20 protein-coding genes are annotated in these 20,260 nt (G+C 63.5%); 14 read left to right on the top strand and 6 right to left on the bottom strand.

All coding sequences use genetic code 11. From position 1 onward, the window contains the following. Positions 1-26: 26 nt before the first annotated feature. Together ltaE and ELX51_RS11690 are read right to left on the bottom strand one after the other, a co-directional pair. The gene (gene ltaE / locus ELX51_RS11685) at positions 27-1,046 is read right to left on the bottom strand and encodes a low-specificity L-threonine aldolase (protein ID WP_127753681.1); all 1,020 of its coding nucleotides are present in this window, start codon (positions 1,044-1,046) and stop codon (positions 27-29) included. Further along, entirely contained in the window at positions 1,043-1,993 is a 951-nt protein-coding gene (locus ELX51_RS11690; RefSeq protein WP_248305103.1) for a methyltransferase, read from the bottom strand. The genes ltaE and ELX51_RS11690 overlap by 4 nt, the downstream gene beginning before the upstream one ends. A 467-nt stretch (positions 1,994-2,460) precedes the next feature. Between ELX51_RS11690 and ELX51_RS11695 the strand changes: the two genes are divergently transcribed. The 4 genes from ELX51_RS11695 (at position 2,461) to ELX51_RS11710 (ending at position 5,619) form a co-directional block, all read left to right on the top strand. After that, on the top strand, positions 2,461-2,670 hold the full coding sequence (locus ELX51_RS11695) for a cold-shock protein (RefSeq protein WP_127753682.1): 210 nt from the start codon (positions 2,461-2,463) through the stop codon (positions 2,668-2,670). Positions 2,671-3,113: 443 nt separating this feature from the next. After that, a complete protein-coding gene (gene greA / locus ELX51_RS11700) occupies positions 3,114-3,587 on the top strand; it encodes a transcription elongation factor GreA (protein ID WP_127753683.1) in 474 nt (157 codons plus the stop codon). Positions 3,588-3,742: 155 nt separating this feature from the next. Beyond that, positions 3,743-4,693, top strand: a complete 951-nt coding sequence (trxB, locus tag ELX51_RS11705) for a thioredoxin-disulfide reductase (protein ID WP_127753684.1) — start codon at positions 3,743-3,745, stop codon at positions 4,691-4,693. 29 nt (positions 4,694-4,722) lie between these two features. Next, positions 4,723-5,619: a LysR family transcriptional regulator gene (locus ELX51_RS11710; RefSeq protein WP_127753685.1), complete on the top strand. Its 897-nt coding sequence runs from the start codon at positions 4,723-4,725 to the stop codon at positions 5,617-5,619. 874 nt (positions 5,620-6,493) lie between these two features. Here ELX51_RS11710 and ELX51_RS11715 read toward each other — a convergent pair. From ELX51_RS11715 to ELX51_RS11725, 3 genes are all read right to left on the bottom strand, one after another. Further along, a complete protein-coding gene (locus ELX51_RS11715; RefSeq protein WP_127753686.1) occupies positions 6,494-7,696 on the bottom strand; it encodes a pyridoxal phosphate-dependent aminotransferase in 1,203 nt (400 codons plus the stop codon). 56 nt (positions 7,697-7,752) lie between these two features. Then, on the bottom strand, positions 7,753-8,811 hold the full coding sequence (locus ELX51_RS11720) for a LacI family DNA-binding transcriptional regulator (RefSeq protein ID WP_127753687.1): 1,059 nt from the start codon (positions 8,809-8,811) through the stop codon (positions 7,753-7,755). 424 nt (positions 8,812-9,235) lie between these two features. Continuing rightward, positions 9,236-9,817: an NAD(P)H-dependent oxidoreductase gene (locus tag ELX51_RS11725; RefSeq protein ID WP_127753688.1), complete on the bottom strand. Its 582-nt coding sequence runs from the start codon at positions 9,815-9,817 to the stop codon at positions 9,236-9,238. A gap of 188 nt (positions 9,818-10,005) precedes the next feature. Between ELX51_RS11725 and ELX51_RS11730 the strand changes: the two genes are divergently transcribed. The 9 genes from ELX51_RS11730 to ELX51_RS11770 all read left to right on the top strand — a co-directional run bounded on the left by ELX51_RS11730 (position 10,006) and on the right by ELX51_RS11770 (position 16,263). After that, positions 10,006-10,380 (top strand): helix-turn-helix domain-containing protein, encoded by a 375-nt coding sequence (locus ELX51_RS11730; protein ID WP_127753689.1) that lies wholly within the window; start codon positions 10,006-10,008, stop codon positions 10,378-10,380. A 58-nt stretch (positions 10,381-10,438) separates the two neighbouring features. Continuing rightward, complete coding sequence (locus tag ELX51_RS11735; RefSeq protein ID WP_127753690.1) at positions 10,439-10,816, top strand: hypothetical protein; 378 nt, start codon at positions 10,439-10,441, stop codon at positions 10,814-10,816. A 176-nt stretch (positions 10,817-10,992) separates the two neighbouring features. Continuing rightward, on the top strand, positions 10,993-11,853 hold the full coding sequence (locus ELX51_RS11740; RefSeq protein ID WP_127753691.1) for a Spy/CpxP family protein refolding chaperone: 861 nt from the start codon (positions 10,993-10,995) through the stop codon (positions 11,851-11,853). 131 nt (positions 11,854-11,984) lie between these two features. Further along, on the top strand, positions 11,985-12,890 hold the full coding sequence (locus ELX51_RS11745) for a DMT family transporter (protein WP_127753692.1): 906 nt from the start codon (positions 11,985-11,987) through the stop codon (positions 12,888-12,890). Between the two features lie 113 nt (positions 12,891-13,003). Then, entirely contained in the window at positions 13,004-13,603 is a 600-nt protein-coding gene (locus tag ELX51_RS11750; RefSeq protein WP_127753693.1) for a thymidine kinase, read from the top strand. Beyond that, positions 13,600-13,995 carry an acyl-CoA thioesterase gene (locus ELX51_RS11755; RefSeq protein WP_127753694.1) on the top strand — a complete coding sequence of 132 codons (396 nt, stop codon included), beginning with the start codon at positions 13,600-13,602 and terminating at the stop codon, positions 13,993-13,995. The genes ELX51_RS11750 and ELX51_RS11755 overlap by 4 nt, the downstream gene beginning before the upstream one ends. Positions 13,996-14,091: 96 nt before the next feature. Further along, positions 14,092-14,739 (top strand): SH3 domain-containing protein, encoded by a 648-nt coding sequence (locus ELX51_RS11760; protein WP_127753695.1) that lies wholly within the window; start codon positions 14,092-14,094, stop codon positions 14,737-14,739. A gap of 136 nt (positions 14,740-14,875) precedes the next feature. After that, the gene (locus ELX51_RS11765; RefSeq protein ID WP_127753696.1) at positions 14,876-15,547 is read left to right on the top strand and encodes an SH3 domain-containing protein; all 672 of its coding nucleotides are present in this window, start codon (positions 14,876-14,878) and stop codon (positions 15,545-15,547) included. A 134-nt stretch (positions 15,548-15,681) separates the two neighbouring features. Continuing rightward, complete coding sequence (locus ELX51_RS11770) at positions 15,682-16,263, top strand: SH3 domain-containing protein (protein WP_127753697.1); 582 nt, start codon at positions 15,682-15,684, stop codon at positions 16,261-16,263. Between the two features lie 240 nt (positions 16,264-16,503). Here the strand turns inward: ELX51_RS11770 and ELX51_RS11775 are convergent, their stop codons facing one another. Then, positions 16,504-17,061, bottom strand: coding sequence for a DUF1003 domain-containing protein (locus ELX51_RS11775; protein WP_127753698.1), 558 nt, complete (start codon positions 17,059-17,061; stop codon positions 16,504-16,506). A 456-nt stretch (positions 17,062-17,517) separates the two neighbouring features. Here ELX51_RS11775 and uvrB point away from each other — a divergent pair, with 456 nt between their 5' ends. Beyond that, entirely contained in the window at positions 17,518-19,932 is a 2,415-nt protein-coding gene (uvrB, locus tag ELX51_RS11780; protein WP_127755269.1) for an excinuclease ABC subunit UvrB, read from the top strand. The last annotated feature ends 328 nt before the right edge of the window (positions 19,933-20,260 follow it).

Genomic DNA, 20,260 nt, shown 5'->3' on the forward strand with positions numbered 1-20,260 from the left:
GCGGCTCGTGCTCCCGCCCCTACGTCTCAGCCCCCGAAAAACTCGCGCACCCCCGCCAAAGCGCCGTCCACGGCTTCGTCGTCGACATCCAAATGCGTCACCCAGCGTTGCTGCCCATATTGCCCACCGACCGCAATGCCGCGCTCCCCCAGGAACTGCGTCATCGCCTTTTCGAGCTCGGCATCAGCCTTCACGAAGACGATATTGGTGTCCGGCATCGGAACACTGAGATCGGCAAAACTCGCAAGCCCCTCTGACAGCTGCTTGGCCCGGCGATGATCCTCGGCCAATCGCTCCACATTGTGCTCCAGCGCATAAAGCCCCGCCGCCGCCAGAATGCCCGCCTGCCGCATCCCGCCACCCAGCATCTTGCGATCGCGCCGCGCTTTTTCGATCAGCGTGCCGGCTCCCACCAGCACTGACCCAACCGGCGTGCCCAACCCTTTGGATAGGCAAATCGACACCGTATCGAACGGTGCGGCAAACTCCGAGATCTCGATCCCCAGCGCCACGCAGGCATTGAACGCCCGCGCGCCATCAAGATGCAACCCGAGCTCACGCTCGCGCGCCAGCTCGGCCACCTCATCGATATAAGCGAGCGGCAGCACCCGGCCGCCAAAGGTGTTTTCGAGCGCAATCACCCGGGTGCGGGCAAAATGCATGTCGTCAGCCTTGATGGCTGCCGCGATGTCATGGAGCGCCATCGTCCCATCAGGCTGGTGGGCAATGGGCTGGGGCTGGATTGAGCCCAGCACGGCCGCCCCGCCCGCTTCGAACATGTAGCAATGCGCGTTTTGCCCCGCGATGAACTCGTCGCCGCGCCCGCAATGGCTCATCAGGGCAAGCAGGTTAGACATTGTCCCCGACGGCACGAACAGCGCCGCTTCCTTGCCCAGCAGCATCGCCATGCGCTGCTCAAGCTGGCGCACCGTCGGATCATCGCCATAAACATCGTCCCCCACCTCCGCCGCCGCCATCGCCGCCCTCATGCCGGGGGAAGGACGGGTCACCGTGTCGGAGCGGAAATCATAACGCAGCGTATTCATGCTTCATCCTCAAGCTGGGCAGGATCGGGCTTTTGCGCCACTACCAGCATACCGGCAATTGGCGCGCCGCGGTCTTGGCGCAGAGTCGCGGTTTCGAACTGACACACATGCAGGCCCGCATCGGCGAGCGCCACCCGCGTCGCCGCAACCCCATGCGCATAGCGGAGCGACGGGCGCAAGAACATCGGCTCCTCGCCCTCATGCGCCTCGAGCGAAAAGGCCAGCAGCCCACCCGGCTTGAGTGCTCCCAACATGGCGTTGAGCACCGGGGGCAGCGCGCCGCAATAAATCAGCACATCGGCCGCGGTGATCAGATCGGCTTCGATTGGTCGGCGCTGGAGGAACCGGACAAGCTCGTCCTTTTCCAGCTGATCATAAATGTTCTTGCGCCGGGCTGTCGCGACCATCGCGGCGGAAAGATCGACCCCGTCGAGCCGCTCGACCTTGCCTCGCAGCCGCTCGCCCATCAGGCCCGTGCCACAGCCAAGGTCCAGCGCCAGGGCCCAGCGCCCGATCCCCTGCCGCGCCATTTCACGTTCGATCATTGCGTCGAGCAGTTCGGGCACCTGGTAGCCGAGTTTGCCCACCAGCGACGCCTCGAACCGCGGCGCATATTGATCAAACAGCGCTTCCACATAGCTCACTGCAGTCCCCGCGGCCGCGACCGCGGCACCATGGGCCGAAAGCTTGAGGGCGGTGCCGAACACCCCCTCGTCGTCCAGCGCTTCGAGGTGCCGCCAGGCCGAAATGGCCCCGCTCACATCGCCCGCCTTCTCACAGTAGGTGCCCAGCAGGTCCCAGCCCCCGGCCCAATCGGGCGCCAGTTCCAGGGTTTGCGCCATCACCTCGGCTGCTGCGTGGTGATCGCCTTCTTCGGATAGGAGTCGTGCGAAACCGGCACGTCGGTCGGCGATCATGTCGCCCGAACTCTGGAACGCCTTGGTCAAGCGTATACGATCTCTGAATGGAGGTGATGGAGGGCGGATGTGACGGATTTCTTGACGAAAAGCAAGAACACGCTTTGCGCAAAAGGGTTACATTGGGATGCATTTAAGCTAACATCTTTTCATCGCCTGCAGCTTTTTGCTGCTGTCGAGCATTGGGTCCCTTACGGAGCCGTCTTCAGTTCCCACCTTGGCAGCGCGCAAGTCTATGCCAAGCACTAGAGCCATGTTGCTCTTGCCCTAGCCAAAACGAATGTTTGGCCGGGTGCTTTGGCACGATCATTCGCTGTATTGAACCCCCCATTGTTTAGAGCTAAGCTCCCCGCATCGAATAAAGCGGCCGACTGATCTGATCATGCGAATACCATTCGCTCCTGCTGACGTCATTATCCGACAATTCGATTCAACCAAGTCTTGGTCGCTGTGACCAAGGCCGCCTACAGCAGCGACTGCACGAGGGAACGCGCATCATGGCAACTGGCACCGTAAAGTGGTTCAACGGTCAAAAGGGCTACGGCTTCATCCAGCCCGACGAAGGCGGGACCGATGTCTTCGTCCATATCTCGGCGGTTCAGCGCTCCGGCCTGAACGGTCTGGATGAGGGCCAGAAGATTACCTACGAGATCGTCAAGGACAAACGCACCGGCAAATCCGCCGCCGACAATCTCGTCGCCTCCTGACCTCAACAATCCCCCAACCGATAGGAAGCGCATCCCACCGGATGCGCTTTTTTGTTGCGGCTTTGCGCTGAGACCCAAACCCAACAGCCGCCATCCCTGGGCGCTGGGCTTTTTGCCGACGGGCGCAAGCCGGGGCTTATCCGCCCCTTCCACGAGCGGCGCGCGCGAATGCTAGCCGGCAGCGCGACGCCCAAGTGCAAACAGCCCAATAATGACGGAAGAACATCGTGTTGCGAAAAGACGGCGCATTGGCAAACCTCCTCTTGACACTAGGGCGGAGCTTGAACGCACGTGTGGACACCCCATGTTCTTGAGCGTCACCCGCTTGACCGCAACGCGTCTGGCGGGCAATTTGAACCATCTTCCCCGAAAACTAGTCGTGAAGCGGATGCCGAACGGGTTTTGGCTGGAAGACACCTGCATTTGCCCTGGAGGCGATACGAATGGACAAGATCCCGATGACGGTGGCTGGTCACAAGGCCCTCACCGTTGAATATGAGCACCGCACTGCCAATGAGCGCCGTCGCATCATCGACGCCATCTCCGAAGCGCGCGCCCATGGCGATCTCTCCGAAAACGCCGAATATTCGGCTGCCAAGGAACAGCAGAGCCTGAACGAAGGGCGCATCCAGGAACTTGAATCGATCCTGGCGCTGGCCGACATCATCGATGTCTCCAAGCTCTCGGGCTCCACCGTCAAGTTTGGTGCCACCGTCACCTATGTCGACGAGGACACCGAAGAGGAAAAGACCTATCAGATCGTTGGCGATCCAGAGGCCGATGCCTCGGGTGGCCGCATCTCCATTTCCTCGCCCATCGCCAAGGCGATGATCGGCAAATCCGTCGGCGATTCGTTTGAAGTGGCGGCCCCTGGTGGCTCGCGCTCCTATGAAATCCTGAAAATCCGCTACAGCTAAGCCTGTTTAGCGAGCAAAGGCTGGTGCAGGCTGTGCTTTTTCGGTGCACAGCCCCAGCTGAATTGCCCCCGCCGTGTTGGCGGCCTTGAAACCGCCCGCACTTCGGCCTTTAACTGAGGCCAAGGGAGGCCTCGTACTCTGGGGAGAGCGTTGCGATGCACGCCAAAGTCATCATCATCGGTTCGGGTCCGGCCGGCTACACCGCTGCAATCTACGCGGCGCGCGCCATGCTGGAGCCCGTGATGATCCAGGGCATCCAGCCCGGTGGCCAGCTCACCATCACCACTGATGTTGAAAACTATCCCGGCTTTGCCGACGTCATCCAGGGCCCCTGGCTCATGGACCAGATGCGCTCGCAGGCCGAACATGTCGGCACCCGCATCGTCAACGACGTGATCACCTCCGTCGATTTCGACCGCCGACCCTTTGTGCTCCACAGCGACAGCGGCACCACCTACACCGCCGACAGCATCATCATCTGCACCGGTGCCCAGGCCAAGTGGCTGGGCCTGCCCTCCGAGCAGAAGTTCCAGGGCTTTGGCGTTTCCGCCTGCGCCACCTGCGATGGCTTTTTCTATCGCAACAAGGAAGTGGTCGTGGTCGGGGGCGGCAACACCGCAGTCGAGGAAGCGCTCTTCCTCACCAACTTCGCCTCCAAGGTCATTCTCGTGCATCGCCGCAGCGAGTTCCGGGCCGAGCGGATCCTGCAGGATCGCCTGTTCAAGAACCCCAAGATCGAAGTGCGCTGGAACACCGAGATCGACGAAGTCCATGGCAGCGCCATGCCCCCTTCGGTCAACGCAGTGACCCTGCGCGACCTCAAGACCGGCCGCACCTATTCCCAGCCGATCGACGGCGTATTCGTCGCCATCGGTCACTCGCCCGCGACCTCGATCTTTGCCGGCAAGCTCGACATGAAGCCGGGCGGCTATCTGCAGGTCCAGCCCGGCACGACCCAGACCAACATCCCGGGCGTGTTTGCCGCCGGTGATGTCACCGACGACGTTTATCGCCAGGCCATCACTGCAGCGGGGATGGGCTGCATGGCCGCGCTCGATGCCGAACGGTTCCTGGCCGAACACGAACTCGCCGAAGCGGCGGAGTAGACCACCCACTAAGAAGAAAGCACTGTGTAATGCTCGACTGGGACAAGCTCCGGATTTTTCACACCGCCGCAGAGTCGGGCAGTTTCACCCACGCCGCCGAAAAACTGGGAATGAGCCAATCGGCCGTCAGCCGCCAGATTTCGGCGCTTGAAGACGATCTTGGGCTTAAACTCTTTATCCGCCATGCCCGGGGCCTCGTCCTGACTGAGGTCGGCGAGCAGCTGTTCCGCACCGCCCACCGCATGCACTGGGAACTCCAGCAGGTGGAAACCCAGATGTCCGAATCCCAGGACGAGCCCACCGGCCCGCTGATCGTCACCACTACCGTGGGCATCGGCTCCACCTGGCTGTCCTCGCGCATCAACGAGTTCATCCGCCTGTATCCGCTGATCCAGCTCGAGATTCGTCTAAATGACGCCGAACTCGATCTGGCCATGCGCGAAGCCGACGTCGCCATTCGCCTGCATCGTCCCAACCAGTCCGAGATGATCCAGCGCAAGCTGTTTACCGTGCATAACCACTTCTATGCCACGCCGGAATATCTCAGCGAGTTCGGCTCTCCCAACAGCCCCGAGCAACTCGACGATCATCGCATCATCAGCTTTGGCGAGCCGGTGCCTTCCTACCTGCCCGAGCTCAATTTCCTCGAGCGCATGGGCCGCAGCGATTCCAGCCCGCGCCGCGCTGTGCTCAAGGTCAATTCGATCTACGGCATGCTCCAGGCTTGCCAGGCCAGCATCGGCATCGCCATGCTGCCTGACTATGTCACCGAGCAGGAAGACGGCGGCCTCGTCCAGGTTCTGCCCGAAATCGAGCTGCCGGCCTATGAAGCATACTTTGTTTACCCTCCCGCGCTGAAGAATTCCAAGCGCGTTGGCGTCTTCCGCGACTTCATCGTCGGCAAGGCGCGCGAGTGGAGCTTTTAGCGGGCGAACGCGTTCGTTGTTGGATGCGCCTTCCAAATACCCATCGCTGGGCGGACCTGCCCCGCCAGCGACACCGTCGGGGCCCCTACCCAGCTAACGCCCTGTCAGTCCCAAATATTTACGCGGAATGACGCTGCGCGCCCAGCGCAAGAATCGCGAATCTTTCTGCAGCACGCCGAGGGCCGCCGGCTCCAAGACCCACATTTGTGATCGCGTAGCGCCTGCATGTGGCGCATGGCTGGCATGACCGATCGCGCATTGCTGGCGGGACAGGTCTCCCTCATATTGAACCCGTCGCTGAGGCGCGCTCCGAATCCTCCTCCCTCGGACCCCGCATCGCGACGCCGGATTTGGATCGATTCTCCTCCCTCGATCCCGGTCCATCGGTGAAGCGCTTTCCTCCTCCCTTGCGCTTCGCCATCACTATCGATTTGGCTTCGGCCCTATCATCAGCCCCATCTTCGGATGGGGCTTTTTTTTCGCCTGTTGCGGCGGGTTGCAACGCGGAGCAATGCGCCTGCTTATTTAGTGGACACATTGTCGCTGTGCCTAACGCATAGCTCCTATTCGCTCTTCCGCGTTGCACTAACTGATCGGGCTATCTATATACGTCCTTGTCGCTGCGACGCCGTCCGTTTCCTCCTCCCTCGGACCTGCGTTGCCCGACACCGGGTTCAAGCCGTATCCTCCTCCCTCGGCTTGGGTCCACCCGGTCCGGCGCATCTCCTCCTCCCTTGCGCGGGACCATTACTAGCGATTTGGCTTCGGCCCTATCCATGGCCCCATCTTCGGATGGGGCCCTTTTTTTTGCCCCACCCGCTTCGTTGATCGCTAGGGCGCCAGCACTAGCCGGCACCCCCACAACTCTTTTGGTCTAGCGTACTGCGGCGCAGAACTGCTGCACGCGCGCCACCGCTTCGCGCAGTTGCGCATCCGCCGCCGCATAGCTCAGCCGGAAATGCCCGGGCAGCCCGAACGCGGCCCCATGCACCAGCGCCACCCCCGTTTCGGCCAGGAGCGCCAAGACGAAGTCCTCGTCCGTTTCGAGCTTGGTGCCGCCGCCGCTGGTGCGCCCCAGCAATTCAGCGCAGGAGGGGAAGACGTAAAACGCGCCTTCGGGCACCAGGCACTCGACCCCCGCGGCCGCGTTCAGCCCCTCGACCACAAGGTCGCGCCGCGCCTGGAACGCCGCCCGCCAGTCCTTGAGGAACTCCTGCGGCCCGTTCAGCGCCGCCACCGCCGCCCATTGCGAAATCGAGCAGGCATTGGTGGTGGATTGGCTTTGCAGCTTGGTCATCGCCGCCAGCAGCGGCTTGGGCCCGGTGCAATAGCCGATGCGCCAGCCCGTCATCGCATGCGATTTGCTGACGCCATTCATGGTCAGCGTGCGCTCCCGTAGTGCCGGCTCCACCTGGGCAATGGTCGCGAACTGGCGCCCGTCATAAACCAGCGGCTCATAGATGTCGTCGGTCAGGATCATCACCTGGGGATGGCGCAGCAGCACCTGCGCGAGCGCCCGCAATTCTTCGGCCGAATAGGCTGCGCCCGTCGGGTTGGACGGGGTATTGAGGATCAACCATTTCGTGCGCGGCGAAATCGCCTGTTCCAGCACTTCGGGCTTGAGCTTGAACCCGGTCGAGGCGTCCGCCCGCGCCAGCACGGGCTCGGCGCCGCAAAGCCGGGTGATTTCGGGATAGCTCACCCAGAACGGCACCGGCACCACCACTTCGTCGCCGGGGTTCAGCGTCGCCATCAGCGCATTGAAAATGATCTGCTTGCCGCCTGAGCCCACAAAGCACTCATCGGCCCGAACATCGAGCCCGTTGTCGCGCCGGAATTTTGCCGCCACTGCTTCCTTGAGCTCGGCGATCCCATCCACATTGGTGTAGCGCGTCTTGCCCTCATTGATGGCGCGGATCCCGGCTTCGCGCACGTGCAGCGGGGTGTCGAAATCAGGCTCCCCCGCCGAAAGGGCAATCACGTCCTTGCCCGCGGCCACCATGTCGCGCGCTTTTTGCGTGATGGCCACCGTGGCCGAAGGCGCCACTCGGTCCAATGCATCCGACAACAGTTTCATCGATCATCTCCACATCTGTGGGATGTGATACTGGCCCGTTCGGGCACCGGCAAGCGCTATGGCGGCGGCGCTCCCGTGGAGCCGCGGACCACCAGCGACAGCGGAACCACCTGGCGCTCCACCGGCCCGTCGAGGATCGCCGCCACGGCCCGATGGGCAATATCCGCCAGCGGTTGCTGCACCGTGGTCAGCGGCGGCTGCGCCGCGGCGCTTTCAGGCACGCCATCAAAACCCACCACCGAAACATCCTCAGGCACGCGCAGCCCGCGCTCGCGCAGCCAGTCCAAAGCGAGAATGGCAATCCGGTCCGACATGCACAGCAAGGCCGTTGGTTTGGTCGCCCCGGTGAACACCGCCACCAGCGCCGCCCTTACGCTGGCCGGCTCATTGCGGGTTTCATGCACCGGCACGTCAGCGCGGGCAATGCCGGCACCGTCCAGCACCTGCCAATAGCCCAGCATGCGGTCGCGCGAGGTGGAATAAATTGCCGCGGCGATCTCCGCCTCCCCTACCGGGCCCGCATGCCCCTCTTTAAGCTCGGTGCTCAGCACCGCAAAGCGCCGGTGACCCAGTTCCACCAGGTGCTGCGCCGCCCTCGCCGCGCCGGCAATATTGTCGATCCCGATCGCAGGGATGGAGTCGTCGCCTGTTCCCAGCGCCAGCGCCACGAAAGGCAGGTCCCGCTTGCGCGTCAGCGCCACCAGTTCGTGCCCGCCTTCCACGCACAGCAGCACAAACCCGTCCACTAAAGCTGTTTCGATGTTCCAGGCCAGCTTTTCCCGGTTCACCGCCGAGACCAGCGCCATGCCGGCGCCCCGCCGATCGCAGATTTCGGACATCTCCGCGAGCAGGCTGCGGGCCCACGGATCCTCAAAGAAATAGGACAGCGGCTCAACCGCAGCGACCCCGATGGCATTGACCTTGCCCGCCCGCAGCAGCCGCCCCTTCAGGCTCGGCCCGCCATAGCCCAACTCCTTGGCAACCGCTTGCACGCGCTCGCGCACCTCTTGCCGAACGAGTTCAGGTCGGCTGAACACATTGGATGCCGTGCCCTGCGACACACCGGCCGCCGCCGCTACATCCCTCAGTTTTATGGTGACCGGCGGTTTGACCACGAAGAACTCCTTCCCTCCACCACTAGCAAAAAAGATGTATCGGTTCAAATCGGGTTGACGCTGGCAATCGCAATGCTAGTTTGAACCGATTCAACCCGCACTCACATCCTCGGGTTGAACCGATTCAAGGAGTAGTGCGATAATGATCCCTCCAAGCTATCTCTTGAAATCAGTTTACTTCGATGAATGGGAACGCCCCGCCCCGGTCGCGGCGGCTACGCCGGCGCATTTGGGCGGTGGTAATGGCTGGCACCGGCGGGCAACAACCTGGCTCGCCAGTGCGGGTCGCCTTGCCCTGGGTTTCCGCCCTCCGCCGGTCACGCGGGGCCGCCCCTGCGTCGAAGGACCGGCCTTCGGTCACTAGCCACAGGCTTGGGGAGCGACGCGCCCCCCAAGCCCCATGCCTTGGTCCAGCGCGCCCGGCTTATGCCTGCGCCTGTGCCTCGCGCATATTCTTGAGCCCCACGGCCCATTTATGCAGCTCATTGAACATCAGGCCGGCGCCTTGCACCATGGGCTCATTGGGTCGGAACACGCCGTCCTCGCCCAGGAAATTGGCGGTAAACGGGATCGGCACGGACTGGCTGAGCGCCACGACATTGAGATTGCTCAACAGCTGGCGCAGCACCTGGCTGGCCCGCAGGCCGGCCGACACGCCGCCATAGCTGACAATGCCTGCGGGCTTTCCCGTCCATTCCTTTGACAGGTACTGGATGGCATTGACCACCGAAGCTGGGGGGAAATAATCATATTCCGGGGTCACGAACACAAAGGCGTCGCCCTCCCCGACGGTCTTGCTCCAGCGCTTGGTGTGCTCATGCTCGTATTGCTGCAGCATGGGGTGCTTGGGTTCATCAAACAGCGGCAGTCCCACCTCGGCCAGATCAACCAGTTCGATGTCGAACTTGCCCTGCTCCCTGGCAAAGTCCTCCACCCAGCGGGCAACGGTCGGGCCGACGCGGCCGGGCCGGGTGCTGGCAATTATGATCTTGAGTTGGAGAGCCATTCGGAGTTTCTTTCATGAAGCAAAAAGCAGGATCGGGCCCGCCATGCTGGCGTTCCGGCTCCGACCGCTGTTGTGGTCAATTGGATGTATCTTTTGGAAACCCAGGTTTCCTTGGGATACCAACCTGTCGTATATGAGAGTGAGCAGCCGACACAAGACGGCACCTGCAAGATACCGAGGTCACTTCCATGAGACCGTCCTACCTCAGTCACAGCCATCCCCACTGCGCCGCCACCCGCGACATCCTCACCATCATTGGCAGCAAATGGGCGGTACTCGTCGTGGCCCTGCTGCAGGAGCGGCCCAAGCGCTTTTCCGAACTCAAGCGCGAGATCGGCGACATCACCCAGAAGTCGCTCACCTCGGTGCTGCGCGAACTGGAAAAGAACGGCATCGTCGAGCGGGTCGTGACCCCCACCGTGCCCCCGCGGGTTGACTACAGCCTGACTCGATTGGGTCAGTCTTTGCTCGGTCCAATCGGCGCCTTGGGACTGTGGGCCGCCGAGCATCACGAAACCGTGTTGCACGCCCGCGCCCGCTACGAAGCGCCCACTGCCGCCTAAGCTCGCAGCCCTGCGGTCCCGCCAATCCGGCCTGTAGGGATCCCGTTGGCAGCGCTTCGTGACGCTGCCCGCCACAATCGAACCGCATTGGGGTGACACTTCTGCGCTGCTCGATAGCTTCAAGGAAGATGCGACCCCCATGCGTGAATCTACACCTGCCCCGCGCAAACGCTTCAGGCTCTACGCTTTCGCCTCCGGCATGTTTCTGGTTCTGGGAGGCGCAGCTGCGGTCCTTGCCGGCATCACCCCTGCCACTGCCGCCACTCTCGCCCAGGAACCCGACACCCAGATCGCCGTCTTCATGGTGCCGCTGACGCTCCTGGTTCTCGCCATTCTGGTTGAAGTTACCCGCGTTGCCCTGCGGGGCAATCTCCCCGCCGAAGCCCCGGCGCGGATCAAGCCCAGCCGCCTGCCTCCCGCGCCGCCCCGGCGCTGAACCACCTCAGATTTGCTGCCAAATTGCCGGCCCCCGTGGCCGGCTTTTTGTTGCCCAGGCTCCGCCTACCTTACCAACCTTGCCAAGCTTTCACCTTCCCGCAAGGTTCTGCCCACGGCACTTGCTCTATCATCTGGCCAGCCGAAACCTCCGGCCAGACACCAGGGAGCAATCCGATGAACAAGATTTCCGCCGCGGCTCTCGCGGTCCTTCTCACCGCGACCACGGGCCTTGCGGCCACCGGCCCCGCCTTGGCCCAGCCTGGCAAGCCTCCGATGGGTTACCAGTCCGGCGGCGATGACGACTGCAACTGGCAGCGGGGCGACCGCTACAGCCGCGGCGGCTGGCACGGCCAGCGCAACAGCGGCTGGGACGGTCAGCATGGCGGTCGCCGCGGCGGCGGCATGGGTGGCGACATGAACGGCCCTTCCGACCGCAACGACGGCCCCGGCATGCGCCAGAACGGCCGCCAGTTGGGCAACAGCATGACGGGCCTGTTCAACTTCCAAAGGGGCGCCGAAGCCATCGAACTGGCGCTTGTGCGGATTAGCCACCGGCTCAATCTCACCGCCGAACAGCGCCCATTGTTCGAGCAAATGCGCACCGCGGTCATGGACGCCGTCCGCAAATATGTCGATGACACTGCGCAGGTTCGCGCCGAGCGCTCCACCCCCACGGCTCCCCTCACCATCCCCGACCTGCTGCAGCGCCGGATCGTGCTCGACAATGCCCAGCTCGAGGCGCTCACCAGCGTTGTTCCTTCGGTCACTGCATTTTACGAAAGCCTCACCCCCGAGCAGCAGGCGCTGCTGACGCCGCCCCAACGCGGCCAGCGCGGCGGCGGCAATTGGGGTGGGCAAGGCAACAATCAGCCGGACCAATCGGACTCGCAGCCGCCCGCTGATCAACCAGCCCAGCCGCCCGTTGATCAGCCCGCCGCACCGCCTCCAGCCGATCAGCCGGGCGCCGCACCCGCCGCCCCGCCCAGCCAGCCGCCCGCCCCGCCGTCCAGCCCGGCTCCCGCCATCCGGGGCTAACCACACCCGCGGTGCCGCGCCTTTCTCCTCGGGGAGGCGCGGCGCCGCATTGGCCGCCCGGCCCCGAGTGGCCGGGGTTTAATTTCGACCGGCCTTGCTCTAGCTATAGCTGGCAGCTGACCGGAACCACCATGACCCGCGCCACCGCCACCCTCTGCCTTCTGCTCGCCACTGCTCTTTGGGGCTTTGGCTTCATCGCCCAAAAGCACGCCATGCTCTCCATGGGCCCGCTCAGCTTCACCGGCGTGCGTTTCATCATCGGCGGCGCCCTCCTCCTGCCGCTCGCCCTGCGCGAGCGCCGCACCAAATCCGCAACTCTTTCGCGCCGCGACTGGCTCTTTGTCGCCGCCATGACCCTCGTCTTTTTCATCGGCAGCTGGCTGCAACAGGTGGGCCTGGCCAGCACCACCGTCACCAATGGCGGCTTTCTCACCGGGCTTTACGTGCTCTTTGTGCCGCTGATCGCCTTCCTCGTCTTTCGCACTCAGCCCCATCCGCTGGTGCTGATCGGCGTCGCTCTCGCCCTTGTCGGCATCTACCTGCTCAACGGCGCCCGCCTCGACCGGCTCAATATCGGCGATGCGCTGATCGTGCTCTGCGCTGTGTTCTGGGCCATCCATGTGCTCATGCTCGGCGCCATCGCCAGCCGCACCGGCCTGCCCCTCGCCATCACCTGCGGCACCTTCATCCTTGCCGGCTTCGGCGCGATCCTGCTCGCCTTCGTCTTTGAAGCCCCCACCCTCGCCCAGATCAGCGAGCAGTGGCTCGCCGTTGCCTATGCCGGCATCGGCTCCACCGCCATCGGCTTCACCCTCCAGGCCGTCGCCCAGCAATATGTCCCCGCCACCAATGCCGCGCTGGTGCTGTCCTCCGAAGCCCTGTTCGCCGCCCTCGGCGCCGCGCTGCTCCTTGGCGAGCGCCTGCTGCCCATCGGCTATCTCGGCGCCCTCGTCATCTTCCTCGCCATTCTCCTCGGCGAAGTGTTGCCGCCCATCCTCCTGCGCCGCCGCACCCGCGCCGAGACCGTGACGACCTAGCCCGCCCCCCGCCCAACCTGCCCCGCGCAACCCCTCCCGCCCGCCAGCAGTTTGTTGTGGACCACCCGGTGTTTCCCCTCGCACCCCCGGGCCCGCTCCGGCACAACCAGCCCATGGCCAAGCTTTACTTCTCCTATTCCGCAATGAATGCGGGCAAATCCACGCTCCTGCTTCAGGCGGCCTATAACTATCGCGAGCGCGGCATGAATGCGCTGCTGTTCACCTCCGGGCTTTACGCCAGTGATGGCGTCGGCCGGATCAGTTCGCGCATCGGCATCTCCGAAGCTGCCGCGCTTTATACCGACGCCGACGATCTCTATCTCGCCATCCACGACGCCACCGAGATCGCCAAGGTCGATTGCGTCTTTGTCGATGAAGCCCAGTTCCTCTCCCCCGAACAGGTCTGGCAACTCGCCCGCGTCGCCGATCGCCTGCGCATTCCGGTGATGTGCTTTGGCCTGCGCACCGATTTCCAGGGCAAGCTCTTTCCCGGCTCGGCCGAACTGCTGGCGATCGCCGATATTCTGCGCGAAATCCGCACCATCTGCTCCTGCGGCCGCAAGGCCACCATGGTGGTGCGTCAGGACCCCTCCGGCCGGGTGCTCACCGCCGGCGACCAGGTCGCCATCGAAAAGTCCGTTTATCTCTCCCTCTGCCGCATGCACTGGGAAGAAGCCGTTGGCCGCTGGCCCGTGAAAGGACCCTCCTCATGATCCCTGTCCAACCCACCCCCGCCACCGAACCCTCGGGCGCCCTCACCATCCGCACCCTGGCCATGCCGGCCGATGCCAATCCCGCTGGCGACATTTTCGGCGGTTGGGTGATGAGCCAGATGGATATCGCCGGCGCCATCGCCGCAGTTGAGCGAGTTGGCGGCCGCGTTGTTACCGTGGCGGTTGAAGCCATGACCTTTATCGCCCCGGTCAAGGTCGGGGATATCCTGTGCGTCTACACCGCCGTTGACCGCGTCGGCACCACTTCGGTCGCCATCGCCATCGAAGCCTGGGCCCGGCGCGAGCGGCGCGATGATCGCGTCAAAGTCACCCAGGGCCACTTTGTTTACGTCGCCATGGGTGAAGACGGCCGCAAACGCACCATTACCTGACTTTTTTCGAACCGGATCGTTCAGCCAGCATTCAGTTGCCATCGGGTCTTATGGACCACGCCGGCCCCAAGCGCCGGCAAGCAAGGGGAGCCCTCGATGAAGTCTGTTCGCCTCGGATTGATCACCACCTTCGCCGCCGTGCTGGCCGGCACTATTGCAGCTGCCGCCGCCCCGGCCAGCGTTTCAACCAATGTCAATGTGCGCTCTGGCCCCAGCACGCAGCATCCCGTAGTCGGCTCGCTCTTTGCCAACAACACCGTTGATGTTGGCCAGTGCAGCGCTGGCTGGTGCCAGATCTCGGCCGGGCATGTTGCCGGCTGGGTCTCGAGCGACTTCGTCGTTATTGGCCGGCAGGCCCAGGCGCAGGTCGCGCCGCGTGGCAACGGCTTTGGCGAACCCGGCTTTGACCTCGAATTCAACTTCGGCGGTCCTGGCCGTCCCTTCCCGCCCCCACCGCCAGCGCCGCCGGCACCCCCGGTCTACGATGATGAGGAAGCCGGCGCCTGCTTTTATACCCGCCCCGATTTCCGCGGTGAGCAGTTCTGCGTCACCGAAGGCGAAACCTATGACTACCTGCCGGGCCTGTGGGACGACAGCTTCCGCTCGGTAGAAATTTATGGCGGCGCCCGGGTGGATGTGTGCCGTGACGAAGAGCTTTCAGGCGCTTGCGCCACCCTGCGGCGCGACACTGCCCGGCTGCCGCGCGAACTCGACCGCCGCATCTCCTCTCTGGACGTTTACTAGGGTCTAAAGAGCAACAGAGTCTTCGTGCTGGGCCGGAACCGTTTGTTTCCATCATCGTTTGATCAACAACAACAACAGCGTCACTGCCGATCGGCCTAATACGGTTGTCGGCCAAGAATATAACAGGAGTTCAAGGATGAACCGCTACAACCGCAAGCTGCTGAAAACCGCGGCTACGGGTATTGCCGTCGCAGCCACCGCCGTGATCGTGTTCCTGCCCGCAGCTGCCCAGGCAGCTCCCGGTACCGTGACGAGCAACATCAATGTGCGTTCCGGCCCTGGCGGCAATTATGGGGTAGTGGACACCGTGCGCGCCGGCACCAATGTGGATGTGCAGCAGTGCGAAGGCTCCTGGTGCTATATCGCCAAGCCCGGCCCGGATGGTTGGGTTTCGGCTCAGTATCTGAGCGCAGGTGGTCGTCCCGTCAATTCCGGCCAGCCCGGCCTGTCCTTCGGCTTCTCCACCGGCCCCGGTGGCCCGCAGATCAATATCGGCGTTGGCAATGAAGGGCGCAATCCTCCCGGCCGTCCGCGCCCACCTGCCCCGCCCGTTTATGATGAAGAGATCGCCGAGGTCTGCTTCTATGACCGCACCCGCTTCCGCGGCGAAAGCCAGTGCCTTGAGGAAGGCGAAAGCGTGCGCAATTTGGGCGGCTTTGCCGACCGCATCTCTTCGATCGACAATCCCGATGGCCTGCGGGTTCAGGTTTGCGCCGAAGTGAACTTCCGCAATTGCCGCACCTATACCACCAGCGCTTCTTCGCTCGGTGACTACGACGACTATATCGCCTCGATCCGCGTCCGCTGATCCCAGGCTGCAGCCATTCCCGGGCGCCATCCAACGATGGCGCCCTTTTTCACACCCAGGATTCCGATAAACCTTGGCCTTGGCCCAGTGCCGCGCTAGTGTCCCCCCGCCCAGCCTTGTTGTGGAACAGCGTCATGCCTTATCTTCTTCGCACTCTCGTTTTCCTCGCCATTGCTGGCGTCTCGCTGGTCACGGGCGCTCTGCCCACGCTCGCCACCTCCGAATCGGGCAGCCTTGCCTGGACCACCAAGCCCGCAACCCTCCACCAGGGTCCCGGCCGCGAATATCCCATTCTGGGGCAGATCCCGGCCGAACAGCGCATCAAGGTTCTGCGCTGCCAGAAGGTGTGGTGCATGATCGATGGCCCTGGCGGGCGCGGCTGGACCTCGATCCACGCTGTCGATTTCGGCAAGGATCCCCGCGGCATCGAGTGGAACGAATGGACCTTTGAGCGCCCCGCGCCCAAGCAGGTCTGCTTTTACGAGGGCGAGAATTATACCGGCGGCGCGCTTTGCCTCGACCCCGGCACCAAGATCGAAGACCTGCTGCTGATCGGCGCCGACAACCGCTATTCCTCCGTGCGCATCGAAGGCAAAGTCGCCGTCGCCGCCTGCCGCGACCGCTTCTTCCAGAGCTATTGCGAACGCATCACCCACAGCCAGCCCCGCCTTGACCAATATCTCAACAAGGCCCTCTCCTCGATCGAAGTCTACTAACCGCGCGGCTGCCTGCCTCCAGGCACAACACATCGGACTGTGCCCTCCCTCCCCCTTGAGGGGAGGGCTGGGGTGGGGGTCCTTCGGTCCTATCACCGACGTCCGACCCTCCACTAGAAGTCTCAGCGCACCGGCCCAACCGTGCCCCACCCGACGACCCCCTCCCTCAATCCCTCCCCTCAAGGGGGAGGGAAGCCCCAGCCGACGTCCTGCACAAGCTGACAAAAACCCCAAAACCCCTCACGCCTCCGCTTTCGCCTCCGCATCGGCAATCCGGTCCATCACCGCTTCGGGGGACACATCCCGCTCGAGTTCACCCAATTCCTCATCCGCTTCGGTGTGGATATCGAGCTTTCGGGCAATCGCACTCACCAGCTCGATTAGCCGGGTGGTTTCATGCTCGTTGAGCAGACTCACCTGCAGGTCGAGATCGGCCCGGATATTGTCCTCCGCCGCCATCCGGTTCTGGTTGATCAGCACAAAGGTGCTGAGGAAAATCGCTTCCACCGACGCTTCCATCGCCAGCACCACCAGCGATGGGTCCCAGGGCTCCATGATCGGCAGCCAGCCCAGATTGATGCTGATCCACAGCCCGAAGAACACGATGTGGATGTAAACAAACATCATCGAGCCAGCGAATTTGCTGATCGCCGCCGCGGCCCGTTCCTCGAGCGAGGCCGAGCGCGCGCTTTCGCGCCGCCGCTCCATGATGGCATCGATATTGCGCGTCAGCGCGGGGTTTAATCCCTCGGCGGCCTTTTTGGTCGGGCTATTCGCCTCGGGCTGGTTTTGGCTCATCTGCTCGAACTCCGTTGTCGCCCCCACAACGGCCAGCCCTGCCCTTTGTTCATCGGGGCAACCGGCATCAACACTGCGTGCTCCTGCCACCTGCTGTCAGCACCCCCGTTCCGTCTCCGTTCGCGACCTGCTAAGACGGGGAACGTTGCAATTTGCGGCACCGTTTCCCACATCAGGTGCCTTCCCGAGCATTGGTGTCTTATGGCCGACAAGTCCGCACGTCCCGGCAAAGCCGAATTTTCCATCGACGATTTCCTGGGCGAGATCGAAAAGGCCGAGGACCTCGCCGCGAGCAAACCCCTTTACGCCGAGCGCATGCGCAACAAGCGCGCGCTGGATCGTGCCGATCAGGCCGCCGCCGCTGCCGCTGAGGACGCCGCCAGGGAAGCGGCTAAGCCCAAGACGGCGCTCGAAAAGCGCCGCACGACCAAGTCCTCGCACGACACCGTCACCGGCATGTCGCCCAAGACGGGCAAGACCAAAATCAATTCCGTGGTCCGCCCCGATTTCTCCGGCATGGGCGAAGCCCCCCAGGCCGGCTTTGGCCACGTCCCCTCCGCCAAAGCGCTGAGCGCCCGCAAGCTCACCGGCGCCCCTCATCCTGAGGAGGCGCAAAGCGCCGTCTCGAAGGACGCCGATCCCGAGGCCACCGCCGAAATCCGCGCGGCCCTGACCGCCGCCACCAAGAAGGCCAAGGCCAAAAAGAACGAGGACGTCTCCAACGCCCAGACCGTGGGCGTCACCGCCACCGTCAAGGCGCTCGAACAGATCATCCTGCATGGCCGCAAGGAAGTGGAAGGCTCCTCCCCCTGGATGCCCCACAAGGCGCAGAACCGCCTCGAAAAACGCGCGCCCCGCCGCCCCTTCCGCATGGTCACCGACTACCAGCCCGCCGGCGACCAGCCCACCGCCATTGCCGAACTGGTGGAAGGCATCGAGAATGGCGAAACCGACCAGGTCCTCCTCGGCGTCACCGGCAGTGGGAAAACCTTCACCGCCGCCCAGGTGATCGCGCGCACCAATCGCCCCGCGCTGATCCTTGCGCCCAACAAGACCCTTGCCGCCCAGCTTTACGGCGAGTTCAAGAGCTTCTTCCCCGACAACGCCGTCGAATATTTCGTGTCCTATTACGACTACTACCAGCCCGAGGCCTATGTGCCGCGCACGGACACCTATATCGAAAAGGAATCCACCATCAACGAGCAGATCGACCGCATGCGCCACTCGGCGACCCGGGCGATCCTCGAGCGCGACGACGTCATCATCATCTCCTCAGTTTCGTGCATCTACGGCATCGGCTCGGTGGAAGACTACACCGCCATGACCATCGATGTGCAAAAGGGCGAAAAGATCGACCAGCGCGAGCTGCTCGCCAAGCTCGTCGCCCTGCAATACAAGCGCGGCGACACCGGCTTTGTGCGCGGCACCTTCCGGGTGCGCGGCGACACGGTCGAGCTGTTCCCCGCCCACTATGAAGCCGCCGCCTGGCGCATCACCCTCTTTGGCAACGAAATCGAGTCCATCACCGAATTCGATCCGCTGACCGGCAAGAAGTCCGCCGACCTCACCTTCATCCGCGTCTTCGCCAATTCCCACCACGTGACGCCGCGCACCACCATGAACCAGGCGATCAAGCTGATCCGCGCCGAGCTCAATGCGCGCCTCCAAGAACTCAACGGCGCCGGCCGGTTCCTCGAAGCCCAGCGCCTCGAGCAGCGCACGCTCTTTGACCTGGAAATGATGGAAGCCACCGGCTCCTGCGCCGGCATCGAGAACTATTCGCGCTATTTCTCGGGCCGCAAGCCCGGCGAGCCGCCTCCGACCCTCTTCGAATACCTGCCCGACAACGCCCTCGTCTTTGTCGACGAATCCCACGTCACCATCGGCCAGCTGGGCGCCATGTATCGCGGCGACCTCCGGCGCAAGGCGACGCTGGCCGAATACGGCTTCCGCCTGCCCTCCTGCATGGACAATCGCCCGCTCCGCTTCGAGGAGTGGAACGCCATGCGCCCGCAGTCGATCTATGTTTCGGCCACGCCCGGCTCCTGGGAAATGGACCAGACCGGGGGCGTTTTTGCCGAACAGGTGATCCGCCCCACCGGCCTCATCGATCCGCCCGTCGAAATCCGCCCGGCCAAAACGCAGGTCGATGACGTCATCGACGAAATCCGCCAGGTCAGCAAAACCGGCTACCGTACGCTCTGCACCGTCCTCACCAAGAAAATGGCCGAGGACCTCACCGAATACATGCACGAACAGGGCATCCGCGTGCGCTACATGCACTCGGACATCGACACCATCGAGCGCATCGAGATCATCCGCGACCTGCGCCTGGGCGCCTTCGACGTCCTTGTCGGCATCAACCTCCTCCGCGAAGGCCTCGACATTCCCGAATGCGGCCTTGTCACCATTCTCGATGCGGACAAGGAAGGCTTTCTGCGCTCGGAGACCTCCTTGATCCAGACCATCGGCCGCGCCGCGCGCAATGTCGACGGGCGGGTGATCCTGTATGCCGACAACATCACCGGCTCCATGGAACGCGCGCTCGCCGAAACCAATCGCCGCCGCGAAAAGCAGATCGCCTATAACGAGGAACACGGCATCACGCCGCAATCGGTGCGCTCCAACATCCACGACATCGTCGACAGCGTCTACGAGCGCGACCACGTCACCGTCTCGATCGGCAAGGGCCGCGACGGCAAGGAACAGCTCGCCGTGGGCGAAAACCTCGCCGCCGTGCTCAAGGACCTCGAACGCGCCATGCGCGAAGCCGCCACCAACCTCGAATTCGAAAAGGCCGCAAGGCTCAGGGACGAGATCAAGCGCCTCAAGGAAATGGAACTGGATACTTTATCCGGCGAGGTTTCTTAGTCACCTACCGCGCGGTCTAGCTCCAGCCCCTCGGCTCCTGCCCTCCCTCCCCCTTGAGGGGAGGGCCGGGGTGGGGGTCCGTCGGCGCCTTCACCAAACTCCGAGCAGCCACCGCCAAAGAGCCCACAGCCCCCGGCACCGCCAGTGCCCTCCTCCACGACCCCCTCCCTCAATCCCTCCCCTCAAGGGGGAGGAAGCCCCAACTCATCCGCTCCTGCCCGCAACGAGAGCCCCAAACCCGTCGGCCCTTGCCCTCCCTCCCCCTTGAGGGGCTTCGAGCCGTCCGCCAAAGCGGCGAGAAGGCCATGAGAGCTATGCTCGAATGGCC

It is taken from the genome of Devosia sp. 1566, from assembly GCF_004005995.1.
In the GTDB taxonomy this organism is placed as follows: Bacteria; Pseudomonadota; Alphaproteobacteria; order Rhizobiales; family Devosiaceae; genus Devosia.